The sequence below is a fragment of the Mesorhizobium loti genome, assembly GCA_014189435.1.
Taxonomy (GTDB): domain Bacteria; phylum Pseudomonadota; class Alphaproteobacteria; order Rhizobiales; family Rhizobiaceae; genus Mesorhizobium; species Mesorhizobium loti_G.
On record CP050293.1, the window covers coordinates 353,083 to 366,356 of the forward strand.

A 13,274-nucleotide genomic window follows, 5' to 3' on the forward strand; every position below is an offset into this window, starting at 1 on the left:
TGCGCAGCGGTTTTGGGACGACGACAGGCACAGCAAAAACTCAAAGCGTGCTGAAACCGGTCAAGCGGCCTCACGCGTCCTGAACCACTGCACCAGGAAGTCGACGAAGACGCGGACCTTGGCCGGCAGATAACGGCGGTGCGGGTAGACGGCGAAAATGCCGCCGCCCGACAGGATGCGGTCATCCATCACCGACACCAGCTGGCCGCTCGCGAGGTCGGGCGCGGCAATGAAATCCGGCAGGACGGTGAAGCCCAACCCGGACACGGCCGCGGCTCTCGCCGTCATAGGGCTGTTGACCTCGACCGGACCCGACACCGAAACGCTCACCGGATCGCCATTGTCGCCCTTGAACGGCCAGTTGTTCAGTCCGCGGCCATTGGTGTCGACGATGCAGGGCATGCGGCTGAGATCCTGCGGCCGTGTCGGCGTGCCATGCTTGGCGATCAGTTCGGGAGAGGCGCAGAGCTTTATCGAGAACGGCGCCAGTCGCCTGGCGATCAGCGACGAGTTCTCCAGCCGCGAGATGCGCACCGCCAGGTCGAAGCCTTCCTCGACCAGATCGACGAAGCGGTCGTCGAGCTGGATGTCGAGCACGATGTCGGGATGCTGTTTGGCGAAGTCGATCAAGGATTGGCCGATCGGCGCGTCGGCGAAGGTGCGCGGCGCCGACAGCTTGATCCGGCCGCGCACGTCGCCCGAGGATTCGCGTACCGCATCGGCCAGGCTGTCGACCTCGCGTACGATCTCCGAGGCGCGCCGGTAGTAGGTGTGGCCGGCCTCGGTCATCGAGAACTGGCGCGTGGTGCGGTTGAGCAGCAGCGCGCCGAGCTCGTCCTCCAGCTCGCGCACATATTTCGACAAAAGGGCCTTGGAGCGGCCGATCTTGCGCGCCGCCGCCGAAAAGCCCTCGGCCTCGACCACGTCGATGAAGGCACGCATGCGGGTCAGTGTGTCCATGGTCAGGCCTTTCGTGCGGAGTCTAGAAGTTTCCGGCCGAGCCGTATCAGGGCAATGTCGCTGCCGGAAGGCCCAAGCAGCGACAGGCCGAACGGGGCGCCGGCGACCGCGCCGATGGGCAAGGTGATCTGTGGAAAACCGGACAGGCCGGCCAGGCACAGAAGTTGGAGCGCCCGTTCGCGATAGGCCTGGAATTGCTCCGTCGTGCTGTCCACGTAAGGGGCTGGACCCGGCACCGTCGGCAGGACAAGGAAGCCGTCCTTGCCGAGCAGGGCGCTCAGTTCGCCGCGAAAGGTCAGCCGGCGCACCTTCTCGGCCTGGGCCGTCTTGTCGTCGACGGCCCGGCCAAAGCCGAAGCGCTCTTCGACGCCGGGACCGAGGTCGCGCTCACCGCTGGTGATCCATTCGCCATGCACCCCCCATGCCTCCCTGGCCTGCAGCCGGCGAAAGCACCAGTAGAGTTCATCCGGAGATGAGGTGAAGCGTGTCGTTGCCGCCGTCGGCGCGCCGAAGACCGCGCCCGCCAGCGCCTTCATTCCGGCATATTCGGCAATTGCCGGGCGGGCGACCAACCCGTCCAGCCAATCCAGCGCCAGCGGCCGGTCCAACGAGTGTTGATGCGGGTCGCGGCCAAGCAGCAGCTTGCCGACGGTCTCGTAGGTCTCGATATCGTCGGCGAACCAGCCGAACGTGTCGAAGCTCGGCGCCAGCTTCATCGTGCCATCGAGCGAAATGCGGCCATGCGTGGTTCGCAGCCCGATCAGTCCGCAAAAGCTCGCCGGCGCGCGGATCGAGCCGCCAGTGTCGGAGCCGGTGGCGATGTCGGCCAGCCCGCCCGCCACCGCCGCCGCCGACCCCGATGACGAGCCGCCGGTGACGCGGTCGGGCGCTGCCGGATTCACCGGAAACGAAAAATGCGCATTCTGGCCGAACAGCGCGAAGGCAAGTTCGTCGGTCTGCGTCTTGCCGACGAAGCGCGCGCCGGCATCGAGAATCGTCTGCACGGCGGGTGCGGTGCGCGAGGCGGCGTGGCTTTCGGCCAATTTCCTGGAATTGCCGCAGCCGGTGCGGTAGCCGGCGACGTCGTAGATGTCCTTGACGGCCAGCCGCAGGCCGGCCAGGGGCCCGAGTTCGGCATGTGCCACCGGCATCTGGCGAAGATCGAGAAAGGCATTGAGAGGGCCGTGCGTGCCTGTCATCGTTCGATATCCGGATACGGTTGGCGCAGCATTGTTCGATGCCAGAAATTTTACAACCTGGGATACGATTTTTATTGATTGTGACGGCAACCAGCCATATATCGCGCTTGCCCAAAGTCGCACGTGCCTGTGGGTGTCCGCCGATCCTCGAATGGTGAGGGAAATCGGTAAGGTAACTGGAGCCAACCCCTCCAGTCGGTCTAGCGGCCAACCGCCAGCCCGAGGACACCTTGAAGCAACGACGGTGCGGGCCTTTCTGGTTCTCTTCCGGTCGTCCAAAGACCGGGGTTACTAAAGAGGCACACCTTCATTGCCGGCAGTGCGGACGGGTCTCCCATCCAAGCCAAGGCAGACAAAGCGAACCGAGGCCGGGCAAGGCCAAGGTTCATCGCCGCGAGACGGCGTTTCATGGTTCCGGGGTCTCCACCGGCTGGTTCCATGAATTGACGTCCCGCCTTTGTTTGACCGCGTGTTCGCGAGGCTGACCGCCCGCGTCCCGCAGCCTTAGTGCGCGCCGCAAGGCGTTTATGGAGAGACCCCGATGGCCACCCAGCGCATCCTTGACTTCCTCGCCACCCGACGTCCGACCGGCCCTTGCCTCGTCGTCGACCTCGATGTCGTGCGCGATAATTTCCGCGCCTTCGAGAAGGCGTTGCCCGATTCCAAGATCTACTATGCGGTGAAAGCAAACCCGGCGCCGGAAATCCTGCGCCTGCTTGCTGCGATGGGCTCGTCCTTCGACACCGCTTCCGTTGCCGAAGTCGAGATGGCGATGGACGCCGGTGCGCCGGCGGACCGCATCTCCTTCGGCAACACCATCAAGAAGGAGCGTGACATTGCACGCGCCTACCAGCTCGGCATCCGCCTGTTCGCCGTCGACTGCGTCGAAGAGGTCGAGAAGATCGCCCGTGTCGCTCCAGGCGCCCGTGTGTTCTGCCGCGTGCTGACCGATGGCGAGGGCGCCGAGTGGCCGCTGTCGCGCAAGTTCGGCTGCGTGCCGGCGATGGCCGTCGACGTGCTGCGCCACGCCAAAGGGCTCGGCCTCGACGCCTATGGCGTGTCGTTCCATGTCGGCTCGCAGCAGACCGACCTGACCGCCTGGGACCGTGCGCTGGCCGACGCAAAGGTGGTGTTCGCGACGCTTGCCGAGGAAGGCATCGTCTTGAAGATGGTCAACATGGGAGGCGGCTTCCCGACGCGCTATCTGCGCGACGTGCCGGCCGCCCAGGCCTATGGCCAGGCGATCTTCTCGGCGCTGCGCAAGCATTTCGGCAATGCCATTCCTGAAACCATCATCGAGCCGGGCCGTGGCATGGTCGGCAACGCTGGCGTCATCAAGTCGGAAGTCGTGCTGATCTCGAAGAAGGCAGCCAACGACAATGTGCGCTGGGTGTTCCTCGACATTGGCAAGTTCGGCGGTCTGGCCGAGACGATGGACGAGGCGATCCGCTACCCGATCGTCACCGCGCATGACGGCACGGAGACGGCACCTTGCGTGCTCGCCGGCCCGACCTGCGATTCGGCCGACGTGATGTACGAGAAGACGCCCTATCCGCTGCCTTTGTCGCTGACCATCGGCGACGAGGTGCTGATCGAAGGCACCGGCGCCTACACGACCACCTACTCGGCGGTCGCCTTCAACGGCTTCGAGCCTCTCCGATCCTACGTGATCTGACGGCGCTTCCTCAGCGCATTTTCGGACGGCGAACCGGACACAACTTCGCCTGAAAATGCGCTGAGAGAGCCGATCAGATCATCCCAGGTGGGCGCCTGTCGTCCACCCGGGCTCGCCTGTGGAACAACCTCCGCTCGTGAAGGATTGCGGAAATGGAAATGTCAGTTGAAATCTTGGGCCACGCACCGGCCTTTGTGATGGTCGCCGAAACCGCCGCCGATGTTGCGGCGCGCGAGGCGTTGCTCGATCGGGCCATGGGGCCGAAGCGGCGGAAAAAATCGTCGGAGAAGCTGCGGCGTGGCCGGCGGCCCTCGGAAGGTCTGGCCTTCGTCGCGCGCGATGCATCGGGCGGCGTGGCCGGCACGGTGCGGCTGTGGGATGTCACGCTGGGCGAGGGCGGCAAGGCCGCGCTGCTGCTTGGCCCGCTCGCCGTCGATCCATCGCTCAAGAATGCCGGCATCGGTTCGGCGTTGATGCGCCAGGCCATCGCCGAGGCGGCGCGCCTTGGCCATGCCGCGATCCTGCTGGTTGGCGACGCGCCCTATTACGGGCGTTTCGGCTTCTCGGCTGAGAAGACCGGCTCGCTGGCCATGCCGGGACCCTATGAGCGGCACCGTCTGCTGGCGCTGGAACTGGTGGAAGGCGCGCTTGACGGCGTGCACGGCACGCTGAAGGCTGCTGGCCGCAAGCTGAAGGCGCAGGAATTGACATCGGCGGCCTGACACGAAGCCGCCGGCAACTCACGCAAAAACGCCGCCCGAAAAGGCGGCGTTTTTTCGCGATTGGTGGGCGCCGCCTTGGGCGGCTGCCTGCCTTCAGCCGATCAGCTGGCTGAGCGCCATGGCGACGGTCATGTCGCCTTCGACCTTTATCTTGCCGGTCATGAACGCCATGGTCGGGTTCAGGTCGCCAGCGATCAGCGAATCCAGATCGTCGAGCGAGAGCTTGATGGTGCAGTCGGCGGGTGCATCGGTGTTCGAGACGGTCGCGCCGTCGATGACGATGACGCCGTCGCTGCCGGTGTCGAACTTCACGGAACGATCGAACCCGCTGCTTGCCACGCGCGACTTGATCTTCTCGGCAATCTCCTGAACGCTCACGCTGTTCTCCTTGTCTGGTTGCATCTGTTCGCAACGGCGCTTCGATCCAGCCGAAGCCCATGCCGCGGTTTCGCGATCACGGTCGCTGCCGCATATAGCTTTGGGTTGACGTTTACGTCAACGCGAATTCCAGTGGTTGGTTCCTGCCGTGGCGGCAGGTTAGGCCCGATGGGATCGGGGCCTGTGAGCAGGGCAACTCAGTGTTCCTTGAACGCCTTGGTCATTTCGCTCGCCGTCTCGCTTTTCTTGCGGCGCAGCCAGTTGTCGCGGATTTCGTCCTTTGACAGGAAATTGACCTGATCGATCAGAACCTCATGCACCAAGGGGGCGCCGACACGCGCGTTGACGGTATCGCGGATGGCGGCGCGGAAAGCATCGAGATCGATCGTCGCCTTGTTGGTGAAGTCGATCTGCGGATTGGAATAGAGGTAGGAATAGACTTGGTCGGTGATCAGCGCTTCGGCCGGAATGGACAGCTTCTTTATCTGCTCGGGTTCGACCGTGTAGACGAGCTTGGTCAGGAAATAGCCGCCGATCTGGGAATCGCGGATCAGCGGCACCGAAATGACGTCGGTCTTGACGTAGTCGAGCCCGCCCAGCATCGGCTTCGGCGTTTCGCCGACACCGCGCTCGCCCGCAGCCTGAAACGAATAGAACACGGCGCCCAGCGTGGCAGCGCAGATCCAGACGGCGATGGCGATGACCTTGATCATCAGGTCTTGTCAGTCCCTTGTTCATGCCCTTGCGATGGCAATGCGGCACTGCGCTGTTGCCTGAGCAGGATCGCCGATCTGTCCCTGGTGTTCGGCATCATGCCTTGATCCAGCCGAACTCGCCGGCGGAATAGGTGCCGTCGGTTTCGGCGCGCTGGATGGCGTGCCGCAACAGGCTGGCGACCTCGTTGACCGCGCTGAGATGCGCCAGGATCGCCGCCTCGTTCTTCGCCAGCTTCTGGCGCAGCCGAGTCAGGCCCTCGCGGTGCTGTTCGAGGAATTCGGCTTCGCTGCCGCCCTTCATGGCGCGGGTCAGCTCGTAGAGGTAGCGGCTCTTGCGGGCGTTCGACGCCTTGAGATCGTAGTTGGTGGCGTTGCGGATGCCGGCCGTTTCTTCCTCGACCACTTCCTCGATGCGGCCGATGATGGCGGCGAGGTTGCCGGGCCGCGCGAACGGGATCGGCGCTTCCGATGCGGTCGTGCGGGCTGGCAGGTTGGGGGTGAATTCCGAAAAGTCGGCCATGAAAATCCCGGTCTGGTTAGATTGAAACTCGAATACGCACTATCTCAGTGTTTGAGCAGGTCTTTTCCCCAGACCGGTTCCCGGCTTGGGGCATGCCCTAGATCTTGATGTCTGTCTTGATGGTGGTCTCGTCACCGGTGATCGACCGCGCCGCCCTGCGCTGCAATTCATGCACCAGAGAGGTAGACAGGCTGCTTTGTTGATCGATCTCGGTCTTTTCCGGCCCGCCCGAAACCGGCCCGACCGGCACGACGCGCTTGCCTTCGATATAGTGATCGGCAAGCATCGACCTGGCGATGCCGATGCCGCCGCGTTCGGCCATCACGTCGGCCACCCGCTCGGCAAGCTGCGATTTCCACATGTCGCCAGCCAGGCCCTTGCCATAGACGCCTTCGGTGTCCTTGGGCAGCATGTTCTGGATGAAGGTCTGCAGCACCATCGCCTCGAACTTCTTGAACTTCTTGGCGGGGTCGGTTGCAGCGGCCGCCTTGTCGGCGGTGGCGCGCGACAGGATCGAGCCGGCATCGATCGAAGCGGCGCTATCGACCGAAAACGCGCCGGCGGCACCACCGGCCCGCTTTGTCAGCGCGGCACGGGCGGCCTCGATGTCCGTCGGGTCGACGGCTCGGGCCACATCCATAACGATGTCGCTGGGTGGAGAAATCGCCAAGAAAGTCCGCCTTTTGTCGGTTTTCCTTAGCCAGACAATGCCTCAACAAGCTTGTGGCAGGCTTGCCAAGCGGCCGGCCTGATCTGGTTTCTCCGGATCCCGGTCGCGTAGCCAGGTTCCACTAGGAAGCAGGCAGGCCAGCCCTAGACAGCATTTCAAGGAATCTCGCGTGATGATGATCCTTCACATAGCGAGGCACAAAGCCGGGGCAGACATTACCCAAGTTGAGATGTGGAAGTTGTGACAGGCAATGATGGATGGCCCGCGAGGCCTCTTCGTTGTTCCCGGTTGCCGACGCGGCCGCAGCCCAATAAAGGGCGCCGCGAACGAATCCCGGCTTTGTCCTGATCACCCTGCGGGCGACTTCGAGCGCCCGCTGATCATCTCCGCCGGCGAACAGTGCAACAACCAGGCCATGGTGACGCCAGAAGTCGATGACGTCATGCGTTCCGAGCCGGATTGCCTCGTTGGCCTCACGCACTGCTTCGCTGACCTGTCCGCGCAACGCAAAGAGCATCGAAATATCGCCGTGGCCGCTCGGATAGCTTGGGTTAAGGCTGATTGCATGTTGGCATTCGGCGATCGCCTCGTCGATGCGGCCGGAACTTTCGAGAGCGAACGACAGGATGCAGCGGGCAATTTCGTCGTCAGGCACTGCCCGTACCGCTGCTTCCGCAAGCTCGACCGCGCGCTCGATCTGCCCCGGCTCCCGGGGCAGCGAGCCAAACGCCACGCCGATGGAAATTATGATCGAGAGCGTCCGCTTCGCACGAGCGTTGTCGGGACCTATCGATACAGCCTTCTCGGCAAGCTCTAGCTGTGGAGCCTCAACAGGTTGTCCTCGGTTAGGCCGAGGCGGCTGATTGGTGTTTTGGACTTTAGGCTGCCGTGAGGTCGATGCCAATTGTATCGGTGCAGCCAGACGGGAAGTTCTCCGGCACGATGATCGGAGGTGGGGTAGGCAATGGCGTAGGCCCATTCCCTGAGCGCGGTCTGAATGAAGCGCTCTGCCTTGCCATTGGTCTTGGGCGTATAGGGCTTTGTGCGGATATGTTTGAGGCCAAGCTCGCGGCAGATCCTGGCGAAGGCTTTCGATCTGTAGCACGAGCCGTTGTCGGTCATGACGCGCGCGACTGAGATACCAAGGCTGGCATAATAGGCCACCGCTGCCTTGAGGAAGGCGATGGCGCTTTCCTTGCGCTCGTCGGGCAGTATTTGCGAGAAGGCGACGCGCGAAGCGTCGTCGATGCAGACATGAACGAACTCCCAGCCCACGCCGCGACTGTTGGACTGGCCGGTGCGATCGCCGGTGATGCGGTGGCCAACCCGTTCAAATCGCCCGAGCTTCTTGATGTCGATGTGGATCATGTCGCCGGGATGCTCGCGTTCGTAGCGGCGGATCGGTTCGGCTGGTGCGATGTCCTTCAGACGCGACAACCCTGCACGCCTGAGAACCCGGCTGACGGTGGCGGGCGAGACGCTCACCTCCATGGCGATGTGCTTGCCGGTCAGCCGTTGGCGGCGCAGGACGGCGATGCGCTCGGCCACGGCCTGGCTGGTCAGACCCGGCATGACGTTGGGACGGGACGAACGGTCGGCCATGCCTTTGCTGCCTTCGGTCTTGTAGCGCTCGACCCACCGCGCCACGATCTTGGGCGACACACCATAAGTCCGCGCCGCATGGGCTTTGGAAAGGCTGCCTTCTATCACCAAAAGCGCCATCTCCTCTCGACGCAGAGGCGTGAGACGGGCATTCTTGTGGATGTTCATTCGGACCCTCCGGTGAGTGCTGAAGCGTGGTAACTCCAGTCTCCTCGGTTCGGTCCGAATGGACAACCTATTGAAAGCTCACATCTAGCCCGACCAAGAGCGAGTCCCGGGTCATCTCAAAATACTTCATGAGCGCTTCGTTCACCAACCTGCGCACTTCAGGGGAACCAGGCGGGCTCTTGTCGCGGACTTTCCAGTTGGTCAGTTGAAGTTCGAGGATCACTGCCAGGACAACAGCCTGTGCGATCCTGTCCTGGAATTCCAGCGCGTTCTCGGAGTGGCCGTCGAACTTCTGGGCCCAGACGTTGTGGCCGCCGGCGGCATCGACAAGCTGGATGTTCACCCTCAGCCCATTGCCGGATCTCTGGACGCTGCCGCTGAGCACATATCGCGCCCGCGGCATTCCCGGGATTTTGGTTTCTTCGGCAGGGTCGTTCTTCTCCACGGGCGGAAGCGCGGAGAGCACGACATAATCGGCTACCTCGGAGAGAGCCGTGGTGATGTCCTGGACGAGCCCCTTGGCGAAAAAGTCGTCGCCTTGCTTTCCGGTCAGATTGACGAAGTCGGCAACGCTGATCGATGGACGCCCGAGGCGCTGGCTGGCTGGAACAGTATTTGCCGACTGCACATTTGACGCCGTGTCGGCGGCAGACAGCACGGATTGCCAAAGCGCTCGCGTCCGAGGGCCGACGTCGACGCCGAACTCCTTCTTCAGCATGCTTCTGCAAGTCTCGTATGTCCTGATCGCCCTGTCGCGTTGGCCACATGCGAGGAGCAATTCCATCTTGAGTCGATAGGATTCTTCCCGTGTCGGTTCCATGGCCAGAACACGATCGACCAGGATGAGCCCAGCCTCCGCGTCGACGAGGCGGGCCAATTTCTCGAAGGCCTCAAGCGCGCGGCTGAGCAGCCTGTCGCGTTCGGATGCGACCCAGTCATCGAACCCATTGCTTCCCAGATAAAGCCCGTCGAGGAATGGCCCGGTGTAGTTCGTCAGAGCCTTTTCGAGTTCCTGCGCGGAACGGGCCGAGAGACCCGCTTCGAATTCCTCCACGTCAACCCGAACAGCGCCTACGGCGAGGCCGATCGATTCCCCGCGGGAATGGATAAGATCCGCACCTGCGCGCGACAAATCCCGACGCAGCACGCTGAGGGTTTGCCGCAGGCTATTGCGCGAGTGTTCGCTATCGCTGTCACCCCAAAACAGGTCAGCCAATCTCTCCCGTGTCGCCATCATGCTAGGACACCGGGCCAGATAGGCAACGATCGCAGGCCCCCGTTTCCCTGTCAGCCGGAGCGGGTCCGCTGTTCCATTTTCGATCCGGAAACCACCGAAGAGTGAGATTCTATTTGTGGCGCCGCTGCCCTCATTTTGCATTTTCTCTCCCAGCCTGACGAAATTCTAACTCAAAACTAACGCTTCGCAACCTGTGGCGCCCAGCCTTCAAGCGCAGTCATGACGCAAGGTCAATTAGACTTCGCTGAATTAGGGGGGCCACTGAGTCAGCAACAGGCTTTGGCTCGAGGGGGGCGGGTGTCCAAGACTAGAGCCAATTTGCTGCTGCTGTTTGCAGCCGCTTTGTGGGGCCTCGGCAATGTCGCGCAAAAGATGGTGCTTGCTCATCTCGACGCGCTGAGTGCCGTCGGCCTGCGCTGCCTGATCGGTGGGCTGCTTGTGCTGCCTTTCGTCTTGACCGAAAGGCGACTGCCGGCCGGGCCGGGCTGTTTTTCCAGCCTGGCCAAGGTGAGCTTGCTGTTTGCCATCTCCATCACGCTTCAGCAGCTTTGCCATCTCGGCGCTACGGTCACGAATGCGAGCTTCCTGGTGAGCACGGCAACGGTGATGACACCACTGGCCGCCTGGCTGCTCATCGGCGAACGTCCGACAGCGAGCCTTACCGCCGCCGCCGGGCTGACCAAGGTCGGTGCCCTGCTTTTGTCGGGTGGGATCGCCGGTCTCGGCAGCGGCAATCTCACCGCCATCCTGTCGGCTGCCTGCTATGCGCTCTGGATGGTCGAGCTTGGTCGGCACATGCAGACCCATGCGCGGCCGTCCACTGCCGCGGCGACACAGTTCCTCGGCGCCGCCGCCTTTGCTCTGCCGCTCGGGGCATTGCAAGGCAACCTGTCGCCGGCCGCTGCATTTGCGGCCGGCCCGGAACTCGCAGTCCTCGGCGTGTTCTCCACCGCAATCGCCTTCGGCATACAGATTGCCGCCCAAAGCCTCACCCCCGCCAGTCATGCAGCGGTGATCGTCAGTGCCGAAAGCGTCTTCGGGGCGCTGGGTGCGGCGATCTTCCTCGGCGAACGGAACTCACCCGCGGGTGCAATGGGGGCCGCGATCATTCTCGGTGCGATCCTGTCCGTCGCAATGTCGAACCGAACGCCGCGGGCACGCACGCCTTCGCCGGCCAGTCCAATTCCCTTCGACGCGGCGCTTGCCCTTGCGGCTGTGTCTCCAGCCTGGGCGGGGAATCGTCCCGCCCTCAATTCCGGTCCATTGGAGAAATGTGATGCCCGTCGCCGGTGATGCGAATTTGTTCCCAACCCGACTGCCGCTCGGCATGGCGCCGATGGCGACGGGACGTGTCGCGAGGTCGCTGCGATGATCGCACCGGCAATTCCGTTCGCACATTTGGTATCGGCGTTTCGCGCCCGCATGAAGGGACCCGGCGGCTACTACAACAGCGGCAACGCGCTCGGCCTCATCGTGGGTCTTACAATCCAGATTGCCACCGAGCCGGTCGGCTCGCATGAGGGAAGCAGCATCACCACGACGGTGATCGACTATTTTGCCGGCAGCCATGGCACTGTTGCGCTGACCTTGGCTACCCTGGTCTTCTTCTGGGGCGGCGAAGCCTATCACCGGGCATGGGCAAGGCCCGACGCTCCCGATCCCGCCCTCAACCGTGTTGGCGATTTCCTGTCAGGCATAGGCGCGATTGGGCTCGGCATTGCACTGTTGCTTCTTGGCGACCCGCTGCTTGCGGCGACGTCCGGCCTGCTGCATGCGCTGGGCAAATTCGGCAGCACCTTCCATAGGCCGGGCATGCCGGTTGCACTATGGCCGGCCGCCTGGCCCGATCCCTTCCGTAGCGCGGTGCTCGCCAGCCGATTGCCGGCAATGCTGGCGACAGCCGTCGCGCTCGGCGGGACCTTGCCGCAGGCCTGGTCGGGCGGGTCCTTCGCGGCGCTCGCCATGCAGGTGACCTTGCTCGGTTGTTACCTTTTGTGGACCAAAGCCGATCTGCTGTTGTTCGGCGTGGGGACCAAGGCCCCTCGCCAAATTTCGACATGTTGAAAATCGTCGGTTTGAAAACGACCAGTCGTGAGATGGAGAGCAACATGTTCGGAAGTGTGCGTCAGGACACAGGTGCCTTGTCTGCAGCGGTCTGCTTTCGCGAGCAGCTGCGGGCGATATGCACGGGCATTCCGATGCCGGCGAAACGATCGGCCAGAGGGCTAGCAAAGCGGGTCAAATCATATTTGAGACTGGCGGGAACACTTGCCGCTTCGGTGTTTTGTGGGCTGCAGGCCCATGCCGCCAATGTTGATCTTGCTATCGTATTCGCGGTCGATTTCTCGTCCTCAATCGATCCGGAGATTGCCGATCTGCAGCGCGAGGGTCATGCCGCGGCGCTCACTTCGCCAGAGATCATAGCGGCCATCACGCGGAACTACGTTGGCTGCATCAGCGTGGCCTACTTTGAATGGTCGAGCCCCGGGCACACGCGCATTGTGCTGCCGTGGACAAGCATCTGCGGGCTGGAGGATGCCAAGGCGGCTGCGTCGGTGATCAGCGAGAAAGGAGATACCGGCCATATTCGCAGAGGGCGCAGCGGAACATCCGTTTCCGCGGCCATCGACGTCGGTAGTCTTCTGCTCGACCAGTTTCCTGGACACGCGGCCAAGAAAGTAATCGACATCTCTTCCAATGGTGAGAACAACGACGGACTTCCTGTTCAGCCGAGCAGGCTAAACGCCATTGCCAAGGGATACACGATCAACGCGATCGCCATTCCAACGGCAGATGAGAATCCCGACCAACCATTGGCATCCTATTTTGCCAAAAAGGTCATCGGCGGATCCCAAGCCTTTGTCATAACGCCGAAGGGGCCAGACGATTACGCCATGGCTCTTCGCCGCAAGCTGGTCACTGAAGTCAGCATGAACGTCGACCGGCAATTCCTGCAACAGGCGGATGAGCGCTTTTAGCAATGGCAGTTCCGGACATTGAGAGGATTGGCTTGTTGGATCTTGGCCGAAGATCGGGACCCGACACTATTCATGGCCGCTTTTGCGCGATCAGGTCCAGCCGCTCGCGGTCGGAGCGTTCGCGCTCGTCGCGGTTGCGCACGTCCTTGTAGGCGCGCTCGACCATGTTGGTGCGGGCGGTTGCCGCGGCGATGAGGCCGGCTTCCTGCTTGGCGCTTGCCAGGTTCGTTTCCTGGCGCACGACCGCCTGGGCAATGCGGCGGTGATAGAGATCGGGAAACAGGGCGGAAAGCGAATCGGGCTGGTCGAAATGGCCGACCAGTTCCCTGGCTTCGGTCTCGGCGGCGCTGGCCGCGGCCAGGAAGGTGGCGTGGCGGGTTTCGTGCAGCGCCTTCAGCTGTTCTTGCACCTTGACCAGTTTCTTCAGGCGATCCTTGCGTGTGCTCATT

General features: G+C 62.8%; 13 protein-coding genes and 2 pseudogenes. 5 read left to right on the top strand and 10 right to left on the bottom strand.

From position 1 onward, the window contains the following. Nucleotides 1–60: 60 nt before the first annotated feature. Together HB777_01725 and HB777_01730 are read right to left on the bottom strand one after the other, a co-directional pair. Nucleotides 61–960 carry a LysR family transcriptional regulator gene (locus HB777_01725; GenBank protein QND62756.1) on the bottom strand — a complete coding sequence of 300 codons (900 nt, stop codon included), beginning with the start codon at nt 958–960 and terminating at the stop codon, nt 61–63. Nucleotides 961–962: 2 nt separating this feature from the next. Continuing rightward, nucleotides 963–2,159 (bottom strand): amidase, encoded by a 1,197-nt coding sequence (locus HB777_01730; protein QND62757.1) that lies wholly within the window; start codon nt 2,157–2,159, stop codon nt 963–965. 541 nt (nt 2,160–2,700) lie between these two features. Between HB777_01730 and HB777_01735 the strand changes: the two genes are divergently transcribed. Beyond that, nucleotides 2,701–3,834: a type III PLP-dependent enzyme gene (locus tag HB777_01735; protein QND62758.1), complete on the top strand. Its 1,134-nt coding sequence runs from the start codon at nt 2,701–2,703 to the stop codon at nt 3,832–3,834. A gap of 152 nt (nt 3,835–3,986) precedes the next feature. After that, nucleotides 3,987–4,556 (top strand): N-acetyltransferase, encoded by a 570-nt coding sequence (locus tag HB777_01740; protein QND62759.1) that lies wholly within the window; start codon nt 3,987–3,989, stop codon nt 4,554–4,556. 93 nt (nt 4,557–4,649) lie between these two features. Here HB777_01740 and HB777_01745 read toward each other — a convergent pair whose 3' ends face one another. The 7 genes and pseudogenes from HB777_01745 to HB777_01775 form a co-directional block, all read right to left on the bottom strand. After that, nucleotides 4,650–4,958: a sterol-binding protein gene (locus HB777_01745; protein ID QND62760.1), complete on the bottom strand. Its 309-nt coding sequence runs from the start codon at nt 4,956–4,958 to the stop codon at nt 4,650–4,652. 173 nt (nt 4,959–5,131) lie between these two features. Next, on the bottom strand, nt 5,132–5,647 hold the full coding sequence (locus tag HB777_01750) for a hypothetical protein (protein QND62761.1): 516 nt from the start codon (nt 5,645–5,647) through the stop codon (nt 5,132–5,134). Between the two features lie 97 nt (nt 5,648–5,744). After that, entirely contained in the window at nt 5,745–6,170 is a 426-nt protein-coding gene (locus HB777_01755; GenBank protein QND62762.1) for a hypothetical protein, read from the bottom strand. Between the two features lie 97 nt (nt 6,171–6,267). Continuing rightward, nucleotides 6,268–6,879 (bottom strand): flagellar biosynthesis protein FlgJ, encoded by a 612-nt coding sequence (locus HB777_01760; protein ID QND68612.1) that lies wholly within the window; start codon nt 6,877–6,879, stop codon nt 6,268–6,270. 82 nt (nt 6,880–6,961) lie between these two features. After that, nucleotides 6,962–7,657 (bottom strand): annotated as a pseudogene (locus HB777_01765) (tetratricopeptide repeat protein). Beyond that, a complete protein-coding gene (locus tag HB777_01770) occupies nt 7,654–8,610 on the bottom strand; it encodes an IS481 family transposase (GenBank protein QND62763.1) in 957 nt (318 codons plus the stop codon). The pseudogene HB777_01765 and the gene HB777_01770 overlap by 4 nt, the downstream one beginning before the upstream one ends. 76 nt (nt 8,611–8,686) lie before the next feature. After that, nucleotides 8,687–9,988 (bottom strand): annotated as a pseudogene (locus HB777_01775) (transcriptional regulator). A gap of 156 nt (nt 9,989–10,144) precedes the next feature. On the opposite strand from HB777_01775, the gene HB777_01780 reads away from it, so the two are divergent. The 3 genes from HB777_01780 (at nt 10,145) to HB777_01790 (ending at nt 12,825) form a co-directional block, all read left to right on the top strand. Beyond that, nucleotides 10,145–11,140 (top strand): EamA family transporter, encoded by a 996-nt coding sequence (locus HB777_01780; GenBank protein QND62764.1) that lies wholly within the window; start codon nt 10,145–10,147, stop codon nt 11,138–11,140. A gap of 129 nt (nt 11,141–11,269) precedes the next feature. After that, a complete protein-coding gene (locus HB777_01785) occupies nt 11,270–11,911 on the top strand; it encodes a hypothetical protein (GenBank protein QND68613.1) in 642 nt (213 codons plus the stop codon). A gap of 134 nt (nt 11,912–12,045) precedes the next feature. Continuing rightward, nucleotides 12,046–12,825, top strand: a complete 780-nt coding sequence (locus HB777_01790; protein QND68614.1) for a DUF1194 domain-containing protein — start codon at nt 12,046–12,048, stop codon at nt 12,823–12,825. 70 nt (nt 12,826–12,895) lie between these two features. Here HB777_01790 and HB777_01795 read toward each other — a convergent pair whose 3' ends face one another. After that, nucleotides 12,896–13,273, bottom strand: a complete 378-nt coding sequence (locus HB777_01795; GenBank protein QND62765.1) for a hypothetical protein — start codon at nt 13,271–13,273, stop codon at nt 12,896–12,898. Nucleotide 13,274 lies beyond the last annotated feature (1 nt).